Origin of the sequence: Sphingobacterium sp. UBA1498 (assembly GCF_002325125.1) — a bacterium.
Classification (GTDB): domain Bacteria; phylum Bacteroidota; class Bacteroidia; order Sphingobacteriales; family Sphingobacteriaceae; genus Sphingobacterium.
The window spans coordinates 1-20,228 of sequence record NZ_DCRG01000011.1 but is presented as its reverse complement, the minus strand read 5'-3'; the positions used below and the strand labels follow the sequence as shown (position 1 = coordinate 20,228).

Below are 20,228 nucleotides of genomic sequence, written 5' to 3'. Positions count from 1 at the left end.
AGCTCTAAAAGTTTTGTTAACCTCTATCGATGCTTTTAATAAAATTGTGCAAATAGGATAGGATGTTTGTTTTGCCTACAGGGTTTTGCGAGTGAGATAATACCTGAGGCAAAACCGGATGTTCCTGCAATAATTAAATCAAAAATATACTTCACAGCATCCTAACCCGACTCTGCTTCTGTGCTGTCAACATTTAATCCCAGATCATGATCAAAAGAGATGATTGACGGAATCCAGTTTGTGGATATATATATAGACCACAAAATCTTGATAATTACTAATAACGGTCCAATTGGTTAGTCAATATGGGACTATTCTTCCTTCGGCATATAGTAAGTCAGATCCGATGGTATTCTGATATCATCCAAAAATACACCTTTAACTTACACACTTTATGATACAGTGTTTATTTCAATAAAAGAGACTTCAATGCGTGATCTATACTATTATTTTATAATACATCATACTTAGTGTTACTGATATGAAATTCCCTAGTAAATAATAGTCATTATATTCTTTCTCTTCCTTTCTTCCTTCCTCCGTTTTTTCATTGTCAGGACTTTTTAGTCTCGTACCGAGTTTTAGGGCGCCGAATAAAGTTAGACTATGTGGAAATCCCGAGATTAGGCTATAGGTGAGGAATGCCCTTTCCAATAGACCTTTTAAGATAGATTTTATGTCAATTAGATTGTTTTTTTTATTTTTCGGAGCAATAACCCAAAATATAAAGGTTATGAAAATTTCGATGGTGATCATTAGTAATATTTTACAAACAGTATTCATAATTTAAGTTTTTAGCTACATTTAATATTTCTTTAACGGCAAAGTATGATGACATATTTAATGTTTTCTCTCTTTTCCATATTAATGATCTATTTTTATTAAGATGTTCAGCCACGATCTTATAATCATAATTTTTCAAAAAGCTTGATATAAGCTTATAATCTTTTCCTAATTTCCATTTATCAATGATGTTTTGATAAATTTCAAATGAATTGTTGATTATTGTATTGCAATTTGCATTATCTATATCTATGTAAAACCTTTCTTCTTTTGATTTATTATTGTTTAATAGTTTCCTGGCTTTTGTCAAACCTTTTCCAAGCATTTCGAATGCTATATGATTATTTATGTTTGTTTCTATCTCACCATATATCAATACATAGCGTAGTTTTAGTGAAAAATTATTATTTATAATAAATTCTTCGAGATCAATAATAACATCGATAGAACTTTTTAAATTTGCTATAATGCCTTGAAACTCATCTCCCAATGTTATTGTTAAAGGCGAAATCAAATGATCAATATATTTTTTATTAATGTAAGAAGTACATTGTTTGAATCGCTCAATTAGAAGTTCCTGATTATGATTGCTACTTCCAATAATATCACTCATTAAAATAAACTGTTTCATTATTTATGAAATTAAAGTATTTGTTTCAAATATAATGAAATAAATATGTTTGTTTCATATTGCAGTGTATAAATAATAATGCACAATTTACTTTTGTCAAGTTCCCGTTATCCCATTCACAAAAGTATCCACAAATCCAACAATCTTATTTAAGATACGATCACCAATCTCTTTGGATTTAGAACGCTAGGTCTTCCGTCGGCGCGAAGAGAAAGAACTTCTTTACGAAGTGGCTCACGCTCTGTGAAAAGGTAGTTTTCGATTATCCTTTCGGTATCTTCTTCTAAGAGGTTCTCAGTTTTGATAAGTCTTGCAATGCGCTTTCTTGTTCTATATTCCAGAATTTCTACTTTTTTTAATAGAGGATTACAGTTCTTAGTGGCATTTGGAATTAAAAGTAGCTAAATTTAAGCCCTAGCATCTTGGTCAGTGGAATTTTTATCTAAAGGCTCTCGATCGAGACATTAAGTGATCCAATGAGAACGCAAGTATTGGTGTTCTATTATGTAAAGATAGTGAGGTAGTTGAATATGCTTTGAGCCGCAGTCTTTTACCAACAGTAGTGACGGAATATAAAACGCAATTACCGGATAAAAAACTACTTCAACAAAAGTTATACGAATTATTTGAACAGGCTGATAATTGTGATATTTAGATTGTTATTGTATACTATATAATGACGGTGAAATCACATCTTATTCACCGACTTTTTCCGACTGTTAATCTACAGCCGTAGGTGGTAGTTAAATCAATGCACAGCAACTTATTCCCTCGTATGTGATCATCCAATGTTTGCTATTCTACTCTTAAACTGTTGACGGGGTTAGCTCTGGCCGCATTGATTGCTTTTGTACATAAGGTAAGAATAGCAATTATCAGTGCTATGATCCCAGCTCCCGCAAGTACCCACCAGCTGACTGAAATTCGGTATGCGAACTCTTGCAGCCACTGGTTCATTAATAGCCATCCTATTGGAAGTGCAATCAGCAATGCTATTCCTACCAGTTTAACTATATCGGAGCACAGCAGATACACCAGATTGCTGAGTGTGGCACCTAATGTTTTGCGTATGCCAATTTCTTTTATCCGTAGCTGAATCGCGAATGTGATCACACCAAATAACCCCAGACAGGCAATAACGATAGACAGGAGTGAAAAAATTAAGAGAATTTGCCCCTGTCTTACTTCCGAATTGTATTGGTCGTTATACGTTTCATCTAAAAACGTGTATTCTAAAGGATAATCCGGGAAATAATTGTCGTATACCTTATTTATATGCGCAATCGTATGTCTCATATTTGTGGATTTCATACGAATATAAATATTATCCATTTCAATTTTACTGGCAGGAAGTTCCATGATAAGAGGATCGATTTTGTGCTGGAGCGAATAAATATGAAAGTCACTGACTACTCCAATAACAGATTTCAAAATGGATTTTCCAGCGTTGTCCCTTCCAAATTCGATCCGTTTTCCTAAAGCATCTGTCCACCCTTGATTTTTTGCAAATGCGGAGTTTATAATCACCGACGAACTATCGGTCGGCATGGCGGCGTCAAAATTTCTTCCCTTAACCAGTTGAATATGCATTGCTGGGATAAAATTAGGGTCGATTTTTAGGGTATTGGCGAGTGTAAAGTTGGGATCAATTTTTCCATTATTTTCAACATTGAAAGTTCCCACGCCAATGTCGTTTTTCCCAATTGGATTACTGGCGAATGCTACATCTGTGATATGGCTATCTTCAAGTAAGCTATTTCTGAGCTCTTCACTTTTATTGCGAGTGGATTCATTGTCCAGATGGAAAACCATGACCTGATTTTTATCGAAACCCAGGTCTTTTGTATTCATAAAATTCAATTGTAGAAAAATGACCATGGTGGATACAATAAGCAATACCGCGATTACAAATTGAAAAACCACGAGCGACTTTCTCAATAGATGCTGTAAGCCATGAGTGCCGATTTGATTTTTTAGAGAAGGAATAGTCTTCAGTCCAGAGAGCACCAAAGCTGGATAAATTCCAGTTACGAACACTAGAAATAATACAAATATGCAAACAAATAACAGTGATTTTCCTATTCCAAAATGCCAGAGATCCAACTGTTTTCCGATCGATTGGTTTAGCCATGGAAGAGAAGTTGATGCCAGCAATATGCTTAACAATGCTGCACAAAAGATGATTAAAGACGTTTCAACAAGAAACTGCTTTGTTAGATTTAAAGTGCTGGATCCGATTATTTTCCGGACGGCAATTTCTCTCATTCTTATTGAAGCCTGCGCCGTTGTGATATTGATATAATTTACGATCGCAATTAAGAGTACTAATGTACCGACAATGGAAAAGATGTAAACATATTTGATATTGCTATTATTGCTAAGCTCATAACTTAGATTAGAATGCAGATGGATATCCGTAATTGGTTGTAATTCGATTTTATAATCAAAATCGAGGTCCCGTCCATGAATATATTTTTTTACGATGTAAGGAAGTTTTTTTTGAAGTTGCGGTAAGTATGACTGATCTTTTAGTAGTACGTAGGTATAAAGGTAAAGTTGATTCCAATCAGGATTAAAGTCTTTTGAAAAGGAACGAATAGCTCTGAAGTTGAAATGTGTATTTTTAGGTACATTTTGTATAACAGCCGTGACAAGGCTGGGTTCAGATTTATTGAAATAAAGCGTTTTATTAACTGCTGTTTCTACGGATCCAAATAATTGTACGGCTAAGTCTTCTGTCAGTACAACAGACTGGGGATTAGTTAATGCCGTTGAACGATTGCCAGCAAGAAAATTATAGTCAAATACATTAAAGAAATTCTTGTCTGCGAGGAAGATTTCGTTGACTTTTGTTTGTTGATTGCCAATGGTAATTATCCCACCGCCCTCGATATCGAATCGGGTAGCTTCCTTCACGCTGGGAAATTCATTCTTGATAACATTGGCAAGAGGCCATGCCGTTCCTGTTATGTCAAATGAACCGCCATCCCATTTTCCGTGGGAAACTACACGATATATACGATCTGCTTGGACAAAATAACGGTCATAACTCAATTCATCATTTACAAATAAGAGGATTATCCAGCATGCAGCTAGTCCCAATGATAGTCCCAGTATATTGATCAGGGAAAAGACTTTGTTTCTGAACAATTTTCGCCACCCGACTTTTAAATAATTATGCATGATATCATAATTTTGATATGTAAAATGTTATTGCATATCATTTATTTAATGCAATAAACTTGAAATCAATTAGTTTTAAATGTTACAATAGTTTTGCCTTAATTATAATTAACTGATTGTCAGCTTTTTGTTTTTTATAAAAGTGTGAATTGTTGTTCGATTGTGAACAGTTGTGTTCGCTTGCGGACGGAAAAATGTTCACCTCCCCATTCCCGCCATTCACCGAGTTTTCCTGATCGTTAGTCTAATGCCCGTAGGCTAGGGACGTAATGTGTCGTAGTTTTGAGTCAACAAATTAGAACAACAGAACTAACACAATAAAAAAGACATTATGAGAACGCTAGTAAAAACATTCGCAGCAGCAGCTTTAATCGCCGTATCCACTTTCGCTATGGGAGCTGAAGGACCAGGAGCAAAAGCAACAAAAGCAAACGTTAACCTTTCCACAGCAGATTTCGCTTTAGATCATTATGTGGCGGTCACGACTGAAGGCGAATCAGCAGGGGTAGAGCAGCTATTTGCAGAAGATTTTAAGCAAAAGATTCAAGCTACCAATGCGCAGTCTAACAGCCGTAGCGAAGTGGTTAAATCCTTGAAAAAACAAAAAGGCGAAAAGCTAAACTGTACAGTAAGCACAGATATCATCGAGGAATCGCCAGACTATATGGTCGCTAAAGTAAACTTGAAATTTGAAAACTTTACGAAAACAGATTTAGTTACCTTGGAGCGCGTGGGGAATGACTGGAAAGTATCCAAATCGATCAATTCGTATAAATAGTCTCCAATAACTAGTGGTTTGGCAATAACAAAAGACAAACCACTAGTGAATCATATGTTTAAGTTTAGTTTAGAAGCCAGATCCTGAAATCTGGCTTTTTTACGTCAAAAGGGCCTGATTCTCATCAGACCCTTTCTCTTAGCGTTTACTTGTACAGCAATTTTTATGTTTCTTATCGTTTCCTCTTTTTTGTTTCGTCATCCATTGTGTTTTGAATACTATTGGATTTTCACTGTACGACGCCAATTTTATGTTGAACCTTTCTTTCGAAAGGTAGCTTGTAGCCGCTTTGTATTGGAAGAACACCTGTCCATTTAAAATAGTTTTATTGGAGTAGATTATTTTTGATAAATTGAGTTAAAATGGAGACAGTGTTATTTCATCAAAAGCTTTTAGAACACTATACCTGTAATTGGGGACAGGAATATAAGATATTGACTTGGCAGCACGGTTCTTATAATGATTTAGGTGATCATTTTCGGATCCTGGAATTTCCCCCAATAACCGAACGCAATATGTGGATTTATGCTACTGTGGGTATGTCTTGTTTGGAAGATGAATTTGCACTCGAACTGCATATGTTTTCTGGTGAGCAAGATCAAATGCTAGTTGAATCATTAATAGTCGTAGCACATTATCATAGATTTGGTGCAAGTTTGGGACATTGGCATACCATCAACTGGGGAAGAGGATGGCGCATGGATTCTTCTTGCTCTTATGGCCTTATTTCGCAGCCTTATCTTGACGGACCCAAACTGGAAATTCTCACCCTAGATAACAATAAATCAGTCCATTTCTATTGGTTGCTGCCTATTACTGAAGAGGAAGTAGCTTTTAAAAAGGAAAATGGTGCAGAAAAGCTGGAGGAAATATTCGAAGAACGAGGACTAAATTATTTAGATCCTTTTAGGAACACTTTGGTTTGAATGCAATAACATCCGGGGATTTAGTAGTCGGAAAATACCAACTTTTCTAAGAAATAGATAGCTATGAAACTACTACGAAATTTTGAATTACACGATATTCTGATTGATTTAGAATCTGGCAAAGAGTTTAAAAATTTGGAGCCAATCACCAATATTTATGGATGGTACAGACAGATTGAGGATGTTTTGACAGCTTTGTATGTAGAGAAAAATGAACTTTACTTTTTGTTTGGTACAACAAAGTTTCAAGTGGGAGAGGATTGCAAAGTGGAGTTGATACAACTCGTGGAAAATACGAAGGAGCTTCTCATTTACCATAAAGAAGATCTAACTGTTAGATTTTCTTTTCCATTTGCTCCTAAATTCAACTATCCAGCGCCATTTGACTCTCTAAATGATTTGGATCAAAATTGGGGATTATTCATTCAAGAAATCTTTAATAATCCAGTACGGAGGAGGAATATGATCTCAAATCTTATGGAACGACTGTAGCAAGCATTTCTTACAGTTAGTCTACGAATCAGCTGATTATTTTGGGCAGGCCTATCCTGGTTCTATTCCCGAAGTTTTCGCTCCCGGTACTGTCTCGATGCAAGGCCGTCTAGAGCATGGAATTTCATTTACACCCGATGCCCAGGAATTAGCATTTGGGATACTCAAGAAGGATGAACGCTATGAAAAGATGATTGTTGAATATGTGGAAAAATATGGGCAAACTACAAAACAGGAGATCGACGATTTAATCTTAGATATTCTTCCTTCGGTATTGGAAAAAAAAAAAAGAAACAGATCAAGATTAGAAATATTGTTTATGCGATGTCTAAAAAGGACAAAACCATCGAAAATGTTGGAACGGATCGCTTTCCAAGACGGTTGCTAAGTTTATCTAAAAATGATAAAGAAAAATAACTTTAGAGACAATCAAGATAGATGTTTAACGTTGATTTTGTTGTAATTGTTTATTTCATAGGGATTTAAGTTTGTCTAAAAAAGTAATATAAAAATAAATTTAGACAAACTTTTAAATATTTGAAGCTAAGGGCTCTTCTTCTCCATCAATCAGTATCTAGTTTTAAGTTTAGTTCCTTGAGAATCTCTATCTCTCGAGCGCTCGACGTTTTATTTAAGCGCAAAATGGCACTAACAAATAGATGGTATAATTAGCTTAGTTATAGATATCAACCTGATAATTCTTTATTTCTGTGCTATAGCCTCAATACATTGCTCCCTTATTTCCCAGAGCTCATCTAAAGTGTATGGAATCTTATTGATCTCGATCCAGCGCGATAAGTAATCTTTGTGATATTGCACTTTAAAGTCATTAATTTGCTCAGGGGTGATTTCGATTTCTTCTAAGAGATCCAGCTCAAATTCGTTTACATTAACACCGATGCCAGTAAAGTCCAAGATCTGATTATGATTTCGCAGATAATTGTGAGCTTCTGGAATATATTTTAAATCATAGTTCGATAGAAGGCCTTTTATCGCAGGAGTATTTTTACTATTCATGGTAAAAATGCCTAATACAAGCCTCAGGCTGCTTTCCCTATTTTCATCCGCCAATCTTTTCAATAGTGCATGTTTTGTACTGCAAGTTCCGCATAACTCATCAAACACAACCAGTTCATTTTTTTTATTATTATTACGTCTATAATCGAGTTTTTCCACCCATTTACAAGCTTCCGCGAAGTTGCTTATAGCTAAATTGATGAATGATCTCGAAATCATTCCATTCATGCCTAAAATTTCAAAATCAGGTGCTTTCATTCGTTTATCGATTGATATATGTTGATGATTTTTCATGATTGGTGACATTAAAATGATAGCCTAATTTAAATAAATTTGCGGCAAAATATCGTCTGTCGGTAATTCCTCTAGCGCAAACCCACGTATTTCCGTACTGCTACAGGCATTAATTTCCCGTTCAGAGACTGGACAAGTTCTGCTGGGTGTCTGTACATTATCTATTGATGATTCGAACGTGGTACGAATCTGATACGAAGCATACTCACCTCCCCATTCCCGCCATTCACCGAGTTTTACCGAGCGTTAGTCTAAAGCCAGTAGGCTAGGGGCCTATTGTGTTGTAGTTTTGAATCAACAAATAAGAACAGAACTAACACAATAAAATAAAGACATTATGAACTCATTAGTAAAAACATTCGCAGCAGCAGCCCTAATCGCAGTATCTACATTTGCTATGGCAGCTGAAGGACCTGGTTCAAAAGCAACAAAAGCAAACGTCAACCTTTCTACAGCAGATTTCGCTTTAGAGCACTATGTTGCGGTAACAACTGCGGGCGAATCAGCAGGAGTGGAGCAGTTATTTGCAGAAGATTTCAATCAAAAGATCCAAGCTACCAATGCACAGTCTAACAGCCGTAGTGCCGTAGTTAAACTATTGAAAAAGCAAAAAGGCGAAAAGCTGAACTGCACAGTAAGCACCGATATCATTGAGGAATCTGCAGATTATATGGTCGCTAAAGTAACGTTGAAATTTGAGAACTTCACCAAAACAGATTTAGTTACCTTGGAGCGTGTGGGGAATGACTGGAAAGTATCCAAATCGATCAATTCGTATAAATAGTATTTAATAATTAGTTGTCTGCTCGGTAGCAGACAACTAGTGAATCATATGTTTAAGTTTAGTTTAAAGGCCAGGTCGCGAGATCTGGCTTTTTTCTATTATAACTGGTAAAATATACAATAAATCATACTAAGGTTAAAAGCTGAATGGCAAATTATTGCGCCCCAAATGGCTCCTGATTTCACTTTGAAGAAGTAAAACAGTCTGCTTACAAAATACATCGAAAAACACCATAAGACAGTAGGTATAAAAAGAAGATGCCAGCCGTCGAGCAGGTATATTAATCCAAAGTGTGCGATATGGGTTAAGGCAAACGCCGAACTATCTAGTATTGATGCTCCACGATTCCCGAATCTCGAAACAAAGGTTTCATGAACTATCCCTCTAAAATAAAGTTCTTCGCCAAAAGGGCTAAATAACATTCCTGTGCCAGCCATGATGAAGAACATTTGCCTTTTTCCCTCTATCGTTAAATCTGTGGGAATCTTATAGGACTTTGAGATATATACATACCAGTTTTGATAGCTGTCCTGATAAAGGGATTTACCCAAGAGGAATAACAGGTAAGCATACAAGCAACCGCTAATAAAAGCTATGGATAACCACTTATAACATTTAGGTTTGTTCCAGCCAATAGCCTTAATTCCTTTTTTATTTAAGAATATGAAAGGAACAATAAATGATACCAGCATTATTAAACCAATAAAACGATAATCGGCATATTGGTTAGCATGGAGCACCATAATAAATCTTGGCACACAAATTATTAGAATTAGAAATAACCCAAACTTCCAATTGAAATCGAGGATACTTTTCCAAAAAGATCTTAAATAAGATTGCATAAAAGATATATTTCTAATGGGTTGCTATAAGATAGCAAAAAACTTTCTCTTTTTACCTCCCTATTCCCGCCATTTACCGAGTTTTCCCGATCGTTAGTCTAAAGCCCGTAGGCTAGGAGCGTATTGTGTTGTAGTTTTGAGTCAACAAATAAGAACAACAGAACTAACACTATAAAATAAAGACATTATGAAAACTCTAATAAAAACATTCACAGCAGCAGCTTTAATCGCAGTATCAACATTTGCTATGGCAGCTGAGGGACCTGGAGCAAAAGCGACAAAAGCAAACGTTAACCTTTCCACAGCAGACTTCGCTTTAGAACACTATGTTGCGGTAACTGCTGAGGGAGAATCAGCAGGCGTAGAGCAGTTGTTCTCCGAAGATTTTAATCAAAAGATCCAAGCTTCCAATACACAATCTAACAGCCGTAGCGGAGTTGTCAAATTAATGAAAAAGCAAAAAGGAGAGAAGCTAAACTGTACAGTAAGCACAGACATCTTAGAAGAATCAGCTGACTTTATGATCGCTAAAGTAACCTTGAAATTTGAAAACTTCACCAAAACAGATCTTGTCACTTTGGAGCGCGTGGGCAATGACTGGAAAGTATCCAAATCGATCAATTCGTATAAATAGAACCTTATCACTGGTGGTTTGCTAATCATAAAAAAACAAACCACTAGTGAATCATATGTTTATTAAGGCCACGTCGGGAGATGTGGCTTTTTTACGTCAAAAGGGCCTGATTCTCATCAGACCCTTTCTCTTGGCGTTTACTTGTACAGTAATTTTTATGTTTCCTATCGTTTCCTCTTTTTTGTTTCGTCATCCAATGTTTTTAACGACAATTGGATTTCACCGTACGATGCCAATTTTTTATGTTTAACCTTTCATTTGAAAGGTAGCTTGTCGCCGTTTTGTATAATAAGAACAAAGGATATTTGAAAATAGTTTTATTGGAGTGATTTTTTTTGATAAATTATATTGACTTATTTAAACTGTATGAAGATCTTGATTATTCTAATGTCATTCTTGTTCGCCCATTCTCCGCAAGAAAATACCTGCAAGTTAGATATCACTGATCTAGTTGTAAACGCAATGAAAATAGGTGAAAGGGAATTTGATAAAGACTTTACAGGGCAGCTGTACCAAAAAAAAGTTGGAAGGTATACCTCTAATGCTTTGATTAATTCTGATCAATAGTTTTTATAAAGTTGTTCCAATAAGAAAGGATGTTTGTTTTGCCTACGGGGTTTTACGAGTGACGTAATACCTGGGGCAGAACCCGATGTTCCTGTTCAATAATTAGATTCACGATATACTTCACAGCGTCATACCCCGACTCTGCTTCTGTGCTATCAACATTTAATCCCAGATCATGATCAAAAGAGATGATTGACTGAATTCCATTTTTGGATATATAGGCCACAAAATCTGGATAAGTACGAATAATGGATGTTAGTTTATTTGTTTTAGCCGTGTCGTGGATATATTGGCGAATTAGAATAATTAAGTAGAAAGAATACATGATTTTATGAGAAGAGTCTATAAATAGATTCCCAGAAATCCTCCTTAAACCCTTCAAGATAGCTTTTAATATAAAAATCAAGATTGATTTTATTAGTAAGATTATTAGAAGAGCTATTAGAAAGATTAGTAGAAAAAATAATTGTAATAGCTAAAATAGCTATGCTTATCACACTTTTCCTTTCAAAACCTTATACTGGGAAGCATTGATAAACTGAACATTTTTGACCTTTATCTTACCATTTTATACTTGTGACAGCTTAAAAAGAATGCTATTTTACAATGTTAATAACATTTATTGCTAATCAGTTAAAAAAAAGCTTAATTTGTAGGTTAAGCCATAGAGATTTTAGATAAATAGATAGATGACTCATACTGCTCATAATAAATTAGTTAGTTTTATTTGGTCCATTGCCGATGATTGCCTTCGCGACGTATATGTTCGGGGTAAGTATCGTGATATTATTTTGCCCTTTGTGGTATTACGGCGTATCGATTCCTTGTTGGAAACGACGAAAGATGCGGTACTCGAAGAAGTACGCTATCAACGGGAAGATGCAGGCCAGATCGAACTCGATCCCGATGGTCTTAGACATGCATCCAAGTATGTGTTCTACAATACTTCACCATGGACAATGGAGAAACTAAAAGGAACAGCAACCAATTCGCAGCAAAAACTGGTGGCTAATTTTGAAGAGTATCTGCTTGGCTTTTCTGCCAATGTGCAAGAGATTATAGAGAAGTTTAATCTTCGTGCGCAAATACGCCATATGGCAGCCAAAGATGTATTGTTGGATGTCCTGGAAAAGTTTACTTCTCCATATATCAACCTGACACCGCTAACAAAGAACGATCCCGAGGGACGTCTGTTGCCAGCATTGTCCAACTTGGGTATGGGGTATGTATTCGAAGAGCTGATCCGCAAATTCAATGAAGAGAATAACGAAGAGGCTGGAGAGCACTTTACGCCACGTGAAGTAATTCAATTGATGACCCATTTGGTCTTCGAGCCGTTAAAAGATCACCTGCCTAATATTATTACCATCTATGACCCTGCCTGTGGTAGTGGTGGTATGCTTACCGAAAGTGAAAACTACCTTGTGGAAGATGACGCCTTTAAATACAAAGGGGATGTCTACTTGTATGGTAAGGAGATCAATGACGAGACTTATGCCATCTGTAAGTCCGATATGATGATTAAGGGCAAGGACCCGGAGAATATCCGTGTTGGTTCGACATTGTCAACGAATGAGTTTTCGGATATGAAGTTCGACTTCATGTTGTCCAATCCACCCTATGGTAAATCTTGGGGTTCAGAACAGAAGTACATCAAAGACGGCAAGGATGTTATCGATAGCCGTTTTCAGATTAAACTTAAAGACTATTGGGGCAACTGGGAAACCGTTGATGCCACGCCACGTAGTTCCGATGGACAGCTCCTGTTCCTGATGGAAATGGTCGACAAGATGAAAGCACCTACTTCCAATAAGATCGGTAGCCGTATCGCGTCTGTACACAATGGTTCATCACTTTTTACAGGCGATGCAGGCTCTGGTGAAAGCAATATCCGTCGGTATATTATCGAGAACGATCTATTGGATGCAATTGTTCAGATGCCTAATAACTTGTTCTATAACACAGGTATAACGACTTATATTTGGTTATTAAACAATAATAAGCCAGCAGCACGAAAAGGACATGTACAATTGCTTGATGCCAATAAGCTGTTTCAAAAATTACGTAAAAACCTGGGGAGTAAGAACTCTGAATTTTCGCCAGCACAGATAGGGGAGATCGTTAAAAATTATCTTGAGAACAAATCGGAGAGCGCGGAGAATGATCTGCTCCAAGTCAAACGCTTTAAGAATGCAGACTTTGGCTACTACAAAGTCAATATCGAACGTCCAAAAAGACTCAAGTCTCAGTTTACCGCTGTTGCTTTGGACGAATTACGTTTTGATAAAGCCCTCAAAGTTCCGATGCAGGCCCTGTACGAAACCTATGGCGACCTAGTTTATACCGACCTTGCTAGTAAAAGCGAAGAGATAAATCATCGTGCTGAGAAAGAAGACTGGGGACTCAACAAAAAGCAGTTAGCTAAGCTGATCGAAGCAGCTACATGGAATAAACCCAAAGCACTATATGATGCTGCCCTTGTGCTCTGGTCGCATATTGGCGATGATGAGTTTAAGGATTTCAATGCTTTTACAACTCTAGTGGATGATACCTGCAAAAAGCATAAGATTACCCTCGTTGCTACGGAAAAGAAAGCGATCTTATCGGCGATAAGCACTTACGATGCCGAAGCAGAGAAAGTGATCAAAAAGATCGAGAAGATTACTGGTGATAAAAAAGCCCAATTGCTTAATCACCTTGGTTGCTCCGATGAGCAATTACCACTATTTGGTTTTTATCCGACGGCTAAAGCAGGGGAGTATACCGTATACGAGACCGAGAGTGATCTGCGTGACAGCGAACAAATTCCATTGGATGAATCCATTATCAGCTATTTTGAGCGTGAGGTACTTCCACATGTTGAGGAGGCTTGGATCAATCTAGATTCTGTCAAGATCGGTTATGAGATCTCCTTCAATAAATATTTCTATAGGCATACACCATTACGCTCGATCGAAGAGGTCAAGGCAGATCTCTTGGCTTTAGAAGAGCAGGCAGATGGTTTATTGCAAGATATTTTAAATTTCTAGGTTATGGAGCCACAAAGTAATCTACTTATTTATCAAAGTGAAGATGGTGTTACTCGTATCGAGACACGTTTAGAGGGCGAAACGGTATGGTTGACATTGGAACAGATGAGCGAACTATTCCAAAAATCTAAGTCCACAATCAATGAGCACGTGCTTAATATCTTCAAGGAAAAAGAACTGGTTGAGGATGAGGTAAAGAGAAAAATCGGAAATTCCGATTTTTCTACCAAGCCCACTAATTATTACAATCTAGATGTCATTATCTCCGTAGGTTACCGTGTAAAGAGTCATCAGGGCACCAAATTCCGTCAATGGGCTACCGCACGCTTACGCGAGTATATCGTCAAAGGCTTTACGATGAACGATGAGTTGCTTAAGCAAGCTGGAGGAGGCAATTACTTTGACGAGTTATTGGCTCGCATTCGTGATATACGCTCATCCGAAAAAGTCTTTTGGCGCAAAGTCTTGGATATCTACGCGACGAGTATTGACTACGATCCTAAGACGGAGGTCTCACAGCACTTTTTCAAAACTGTACAGAACAAAATGCATTTTGCTGCCCATGGAAATACAGCCGCTGAGATTATTTACAAACGCATTGATGCTGATAAACCGAATCTTGGATTAACGAACTTCAAAGGCGAACAACCAAGCAAACAAGAAATACAAGTCGCTAAAAATTATCTGACAGAGGAGGAACTTAACATTCTCAATCGTACGGTAACAGCTTATTTGGAATTGGCAGAATTGCAGGCACTCAATCGTAAGCCGATGTATATGCAGGACTGGATAACACGTTTAGATGATTTTCTACGTATGGTGGGTAATGAGGTTTTGCAACATGCTGGAGCAGTAAGCCATGATCAAGCGGTGAAAAAGGCTGAGTTGGAATATGCCAAGTACAAGGAGAAGACTAAGAACGAACTATCCAAAGTGGAGAAGGATTTTGTCGCCTTTATTGATACCACAGCCAAGAGTCTAGAAAGTAAAAAGAAGAAGTAACATGCAGCGATACGAAAAATATAAAGATAGTGGGATAGACTGGTTGGGCGAGATTCCGGAGCATTGGGATAAAAGTAAATTGAAATATTTGTGTGGTATTTACACGGGTTACACACCTCCGACAGAGAATAAAGATAACTTTCATGAAGATGGGGTTTTATGGGTTAAGCCCAATAACCTAGAGGGATTAAAATATATTTATGAGACTGATGAAAAAGTGAGTTTAACTGCCATCAGAAATGGATATCTAATTCCAATAAATTCTATACTTGTTTGTTCAATCGGAACAATTGGTAAAATTGGAATAGCTGGCGATAATTTGATTACTAATCAACAGATAAATTCCTTTGTGTTTAATGAAAAAGTTAATAGCGGATTTTCAAAGTATATGGTGTTCAATGCTGAGAAAGTATTTGATAAATTTTCAAATGGAAATGTTGTTAAAATAATTAATACAGCTGCTCAAAAAGAAATTGAATTTTGTTTACCACCTGTCTTAGAACAAGAAGCTATTGCTAAATTTCTTGATGATAAATGCGAGAAAATTGATACAACAGTCAATCTAAAAGAACAACAAATAGAAAAACTAAAAGAGCTACGTAAAATCACTATTCACAACGCTGTCACCAAAGGAATTTCACAATTTACGGGAGAGGCTGTTACTATGAAAGATTCTGGAATAGATTGGATAGGTGAAATACCAAAACATTGGGCTATTTTGTCTTTAAAACATTTATCGAGAAGGATAGTTGACGGTGCACACTTTACCCCAACCTATGTAGATTCTGGAGTCCCTTTTCTTCGAGTTACGGATTTATCTAATTCAAGTATTGATAGAAAGATAGACTGGACAAATGTTAAATATATCCCTGAAGTTGAACACAAAGAGTTAATAAAGCGAGCAAATCCAGAAAGGGGGGATATTCTATTATCTAAAAATGGAACGATAGGTTTGACAAGAGTTATCGATTGGGATGAAGAGTTTAGTTTTTTTGTCAGTTTATGTCTGATTAAACCAATAGAAAAGCTGTCAGCAAATTATTTTGAGTTCTTTTTTAATTGTCCAATAGTGGACAGGCAAATTAACGATGGGAGTTCTCGAACTTCGGTAACAAATTTGCATTTGGAAAAAATTAAGGAACTTCTAATAATTCTTCCTCCCCTTAGTGAACAACAAGAAATAGTTTCTTATTTAGATAAGCAAACATCAAAAATAGACAAAGCTATCGCTCAAAAGCAAGAGCAAATTGTCAAACTTAAAGAATACAAACAAAGCCTAATTAACGAGGTTGTAACGGGAAAGATAAAAGTAGCAGTATAATTTTCATTAATCAATTACAAAAACAAGATTTGAATGAAAGGGAAATCTATTTTTACCAAATTAGAAGCGCTAGAAATTGAAAAGCTTATTGAGCAAAAATGCAAAGCATCTTCGGAGAAGCAGAAAGGCATTCGAGATAAGATTCGTAAGTTAGGATTTTATGCGAGTGATTTCGGCGTAGGCAACGGCTACACTGTAAGCGATTTCAGACGAGTCGTCAAGATAGTTAAATCGGCTGATACGATTTTAGCAGAGTGTCAAGCTCCCGTCAAGAGTGTGTTCAACGAGAAGGCGAAAAGTCCAATTTTAGAAAGTAGTTTGGAAATGTTAAGCCTCAATCATGCAGAGGATATTATTACTCAACTAAAAGATTTGGATTTTCAAGGTTTTGTAACTATTAGCCAGCTTAAACAAAATAATAAAATAATACCTCAAACGAAGGGCGTGTATATAATATTAAAAACAGCAAAAAAATACGCTTTTCGGGAAATAGGCTCCGGTGGTTATTTTAAGGGTAAAGATCCTAATGTATCGCTAGATGAATTAAAAGCTAATTGGGTAGATAATAGTCAAATTGTTTATATTGGTAAGGCCGGTTCAACCTCTAATGCATCAACATTACAATCAAGGTTAATTCAATACTTTAAGTTCGGACAAGGAAATGCCGTCGGACATCAGGGCGGCCGATATATCTGGCAATTGGAAGAGGCCGAAGAACTCACTGTGTGCTGGAAAACTATAGAAGGTATTGAACCAGAAACGGTAGAGACAAATTTGATTAAAGAATTTACGCGCTATTACGGGAAGCGACCTTTTGCTAATTTAAAAGATTAATAAATTTATTAGCCAGTAACCATTAAATCCATGACTTCAAAATGTAACGAACAAGCTTTAGAATCCCTTATTGAAAAGGCACTTACAGGATCATCATTGGAAGATCTGAAAGAGCAGGGGACAGCCATTGCAGATGCCAATGACAGATATGGGCAATATCTGTCAGGAGCAAGGTATTATCTAGGCGATGCACTTGACTTTGATAAGAACTATGCATTGGATACATTCCGTTTCTGGAATTTCCTTCAGTATACGCAGGGCAAGGAACTTGCCAAGCTGCAAGTTTATGGCGATTGGAAACTAAAGGTCTTGGAACGCTATGATCGTATGGTCAAGAAATACGGAGTATTGCGCGTGCTCAAGAAAGGACTGGATGTGGACAATGCACATTTTACACTTTTTTATGAAGCACCCAGTGCTAGCAGTGCGCAGGCTGTACGGGATAATTTTGAACATAATCAATTTGCTGTAACCCGACAAGTGCGTTACTCCAATCTCAATCCAGGGGAGGAAATTGATATGGTTATTACAGTCAACGGTATACCACTCTGTACGATTGAATTAAAAAATACATGGACTGGACAGACTGCCGCAGTGCAGGGAATACACCAGTATAAACATACACGTGATAGTAACCAACCTTTATTGCAGTTTGGACGATGTCTCGTACATTTTGCTGTTGATACGGACGAGGTGTATATGACAACCAAACTCCAAGGAAAAGACACCTTCTTCTTGCCGTTCAACAAAGGCGATGATATGGGGAAGGGAAACCCTGTAAATCCTAATGGACACCGTACAGCCTATCTATGGGAAGAAACATTTAGCAAAGAAAGCTGGGCAAGCATTATCCAACATTTTATGCTGTTAGAGGGGAAAGATAGTGATCCACTTAATAAGAAATTCTACATCTTCCCGAGGTACCATCAATTGGATGTGGTGCAGAGACTTATAGCTGATGTGCGTAAAGAAGGAGTAGGCAGTACTTATTTGGTACAACACTCCGCTGGTTCTGGTAAATCCAACTCCATTACGTGGACAGCTTTTCAGCTAATCGAAGTCGAAAATCAACAAGGCATGCCGCTTTTCGATTCAGTTATTGTAGTTACTGATAGGAGGGTGTTGGATAGGCAATTGCGTGATAACATTAAAAGCTTCTCGGAGGTGAAAAATATTATTGGTGCAGCATTTTCCTCCAGTGATCTAAGACTGGCTCTCGAAGGCGGAAAGCGTATCGTTATTACGACCATTCAAAAATTCCCACATATCCTAGAGGACATCGATGACATGAGCGATAAACGCTTTGCCATTATCATCGATGAAGCGCATAGTAGCCAAGGTGGCTCTGCTGCTGATAAGATGAACCAGGTGCTGGGTAAACTTGATACGAACGAAGAGGGAGAGGTTGATGCACAGGATTTGATCTTACGTGCGATGGAGGCTCGTAAGATGCGTCAAAATGCTTCCTATTTTGCTTTTACAGCAACGCCAAAGAATGCTACGCTAGAGCGTTTTGGTACCAAGCAGGCCGACGGATCTTTTAAACCGTTTCATCTATATTCAATGAAACAGGCGATAGAAGAAGGATTTATTTTAGATGTATTGGCGAACTATACCACCTTCCGCAGCTATTACCAATTACAAAAATCTGTTGAGGATAATCCTGAATTCAATACCAGCAAGGCGCAAAAACGTTTAAAAGCTTTTGTAGAGCGTGATCCCCGTACCATACAGGCCAAAGCACGCATTATGCTACAGCATTTTTTGCAGCAGGTTTATTATAAAAAATTGCTCAAAGGAAAAGCCAAAGCAATGGTAGTCACGCAAAGTATCGAATCGGCTATACGCTACTATCAAGCCTTGAAGCTTATACTAGCAGAATACGACAATCCTTTTAAAATTGTTATTGCATTTTCAGGCAAAAAGCTCGTTGACGGTATGGAGTATACCGAAGCATCGTTGAATGGATTTCCAGATTCCGAGACCAAAGACAAATTTGATGAGGATGACAATCGCATTTTAGTTGTTGCCAATAAATACCTAACTGGATTTGATCAGCCTAAGCTGACCACGATGTATGTGGATAAGAAGTTGCAGGGAGTGTTATGTGTACAAGCATTGTCGAGACTTAATCGTTCGGCCAATAAATATGGAAAGAAAACAGAAAATCTTTTTGTATTAGATTTCTTTAATGAGAGTGCTGATATCAAAGCCGCATTTGATCCATTTTATACAGCGACATCCCTAAGTGGTGCTACAGACGTCAATGTGCTGCATGATCTTAAAGATAGCCTTGATGATTCCGGTATTTACGAGTGGCATGAGGTTGAGATTTTCAATACCAAGTTTTTTCAAAGTGTACCGGCAGATCAATTGAGCCCTATTATTGACCAAGCTGCATTACGATTTAATAATACTCTGGATTTAAATGAAGAGCAAAAAGCGGATCTCAAGATCAAGGCTAAGCATTTTGTAAAAGTGTATGGGCAAGTGGCTGCGGTGATCAGTTTTGAGAATATGTTTTGGGAAAAGCTATTCTGGTTCTTAAAATTCCTTATTCCTAAGATGATTGTAAAGCGTAAAGAGGATGAACTGCTGGATGAGTTATTGGATGCTGTGGACCTGTCTACTTACGGTATTGAACGTGTTCGTCTCAATGAATCGCTAATACTTGACAAAGATGAAAGTACATTAGACCCTGCCAATGCCAATCCGCGTGGTGCCCATGGTGGTGATGAGACTGATGCGTTGGATAAGATCATTCGAGATTTCAATGATCGCTGGTTTGCGGATTGGGAAGCAACGCCAGAGGATAAACGCCAAGTATATGAAACTTTTACGCAGCGTATTGCAGACCACCCAGATTATCAAAAGAAGTATGTGGATAATTTGGATCCATATACGCGTGAGCTGGCTTACAAAAAGATTTTTGATGATGTAGCTCTTTCCATGCGTAAGTTTCAGATGGAATTCGCCAAGCGTCTGATGGATGATCAGTTTAAACAGGAGTTTAGGAATAGTACGCAACGTTATTTGGACAGATAAGTGACTTAGATCATGATAAATACTTTCTCATTATTAACGGCACTATGTATCCGTCCTATGAAGTAC

Annotated in this window: 17 protein-coding genes; 11 read left to right on the top strand and 6 right to left on the bottom strand. The window is 37.2% G+C overall.

Going from position 1 to position 20,228, the window contains the following annotated elements; translation table 11 throughout:
- Window positions 1-438: 438 nt before the first annotated feature.
- The 3 genes from B3139_RS07910 to B3139_RS07900 form a co-directional block, all read right to left on the bottom strand.
- A complete protein-coding gene (locus B3139_RS07910; protein ID WP_293881643.1) occupies window positions 439-783 on the bottom strand; it encodes a hypothetical protein in 345 nt (114 codons plus the stop codon).
- Window positions 767-1,414, bottom strand: a complete 648-nt coding sequence (locus B3139_RS07905) for a SatD family protein (protein WP_293881641.1) — start codon at window positions 1,412-1,414, stop codon at window positions 767-769. Before B3139_RS07905 ends, B3139_RS07910 begins: the two co-directional genes overlap by 17 nt.
- 795 nt (window positions 1,415-2,209) lie before the next feature.
- Window positions 2,210-4,597, bottom strand: coding sequence for an ABC transporter permease (locus tag B3139_RS07900; protein ID WP_293881639.1), 2,388 nt, complete (start codon window positions 4,595-4,597; stop codon window positions 2,210-2,212).
- Window positions 4,598-4,928: 331 nt separating this feature from the next.
- On the opposite strand from B3139_RS07900, the gene B3139_RS07895 reads away from it, so the two are divergent.
- The 4 genes from B3139_RS07895 to B3139_RS07880 all read left to right on the top strand — a co-directional run bounded on the left by B3139_RS07895 (window position 4,929) and on the right by B3139_RS07880 (window position 7,181).
- Window positions 4,929-5,375 carry a nuclear transport factor 2 family protein gene (locus B3139_RS07895; protein WP_293881637.1) on the top strand — a complete coding sequence of 149 codons (447 nt, stop codon included), beginning with the start codon at window positions 4,929-4,931 and terminating at the stop codon, window positions 5,373-5,375.
- A 362-nt stretch (window positions 5,376-5,737) separates the two neighbouring features.
- Window positions 5,738-6,301 (top strand): suppressor of fused domain protein, encoded by a 564-nt coding sequence (locus tag B3139_RS07890; protein ID WP_293881635.1) that lies wholly within the window; start codon window positions 5,738-5,740, stop codon window positions 6,299-6,301.
- A gap of 63 nt (window positions 6,302-6,364) precedes the next feature.
- A complete protein-coding gene (locus B3139_RS07885; RefSeq protein ID WP_293881633.1) occupies window positions 6,365-6,793 on the top strand; it encodes a hypothetical protein in 429 nt (142 codons plus the stop codon).
- Window positions 6,794-6,890: 97 nt separating this feature from the next.
- Window positions 6,891-7,181, top strand: coding sequence for a hypothetical protein (locus tag B3139_RS07880; RefSeq protein WP_293881631.1), 291 nt, complete (start codon window positions 6,891-6,893; stop codon window positions 7,179-7,181).
- Window positions 7,182-7,495: 314 nt separating this feature from the next.
- Here the strand turns inward: B3139_RS07880 and B3139_RS07875 are convergent, their stop codons facing one another.
- Window positions 7,496-8,104 (bottom strand): hypothetical protein, encoded by a 609-nt coding sequence (locus B3139_RS07875; protein WP_293881629.1) that lies wholly within the window; start codon window positions 8,102-8,104, stop codon window positions 7,496-7,498.
- Between the two features lie 337 nt (window positions 8,105-8,441).
- Here B3139_RS07875 and B3139_RS07870 point away from each other — a divergent pair, with 337 nt between their 5' ends.
- Window positions 8,442-8,888, top strand: coding sequence for a nuclear transport factor 2 family protein (locus B3139_RS07870; RefSeq protein WP_293881627.1), 447 nt, complete (start codon window positions 8,442-8,444; stop codon window positions 8,886-8,888).
- 98 nt (window positions 8,889-8,986) lie between these two features.
- Here B3139_RS07870 and B3139_RS07865 read toward each other — a convergent pair whose 3' ends face one another.
- Window positions 8,987-9,730: a CPBP family intramembrane glutamic endopeptidase gene (locus B3139_RS07865; RefSeq protein ID WP_293881625.1), complete on the bottom strand. Its 744-nt coding sequence runs from the start codon at window positions 9,728-9,730 to the stop codon at window positions 8,987-8,989.
- 187 nt (window positions 9,731-9,917) lie between these two features.
- Between B3139_RS07865 and B3139_RS07860 the strand changes: the two genes are divergently transcribed.
- Complete coding sequence (locus B3139_RS07860) at window positions 9,918-10,364, top strand: nuclear transport factor 2 family protein (RefSeq protein ID WP_293881623.1); 447 nt, start codon at window positions 9,918-9,920, stop codon at window positions 10,362-10,364.
- A gap of 619 nt (window positions 10,365-10,983) precedes the next feature.
- On the opposite strand, the gene B3139_RS07855 is transcribed toward B3139_RS07860, so the two are convergent.
- Window positions 10,984-11,256, bottom strand: coding sequence for a cyclic-phosphate processing receiver domain-containing protein (locus B3139_RS07855; protein ID WP_293881621.1), 273 nt, complete (start codon window positions 11,254-11,256; stop codon window positions 10,984-10,986).
- Between the two features lie 364 nt (window positions 11,257-11,620).
- Between B3139_RS07855 and B3139_RS07850 the strand changes: the two genes are divergently transcribed.
- Genes B3139_RS07850 through B3139_RS07830 form a run of 5 tightly spaced genes read left to right on the top strand, consistent with a single transcriptional unit; the run spans window position 11,621 to window position 20,162 of the window.
- Window positions 11,621-13,960, top strand: coding sequence for a type I restriction-modification system subunit M (locus tag B3139_RS07850; RefSeq protein ID WP_293881619.1), 2,340 nt, complete (start codon window positions 11,621-11,623; stop codon window positions 13,958-13,960).
- 3 nt (window positions 13,961-13,963) lie between these two features.
- Window positions 13,964-14,962, top strand: a complete 999-nt coding sequence (locus B3139_RS07845) for a virulence RhuM family protein (RefSeq protein WP_293881617.1) — start codon at window positions 13,964-13,966, stop codon at window positions 14,960-14,962.
- A 1-nt stretch (window position 14,963) separates the two neighbouring features.
- Window positions 14,964-16,283 carry a restriction endonuclease subunit S gene (locus B3139_RS07840; protein ID WP_293881615.1) on the top strand — a complete coding sequence of 440 codons (1,320 nt, stop codon included), beginning with the start codon at window positions 14,964-14,966 and terminating at the stop codon, window positions 16,281-16,283.
- A gap of 33 nt (window positions 16,284-16,316) precedes the next feature.
- Window positions 16,317-17,117, top strand: coding sequence for a hypothetical protein (locus tag B3139_RS07835; protein WP_293881613.1), 801 nt, complete (start codon window positions 16,317-16,319; stop codon window positions 17,115-17,117).
- 30 nt (window positions 17,118-17,147) lie between these two features.
- Window positions 17,148-20,162, top strand: a complete 3,015-nt coding sequence (locus B3139_RS07830) for a type I restriction endonuclease subunit R (RefSeq protein ID WP_293881611.1) — start codon at window positions 17,148-17,150, stop codon at window positions 20,160-20,162.
- The last annotated feature ends 66 nt before the right edge of the window (window positions 20,163-20,228 follow it).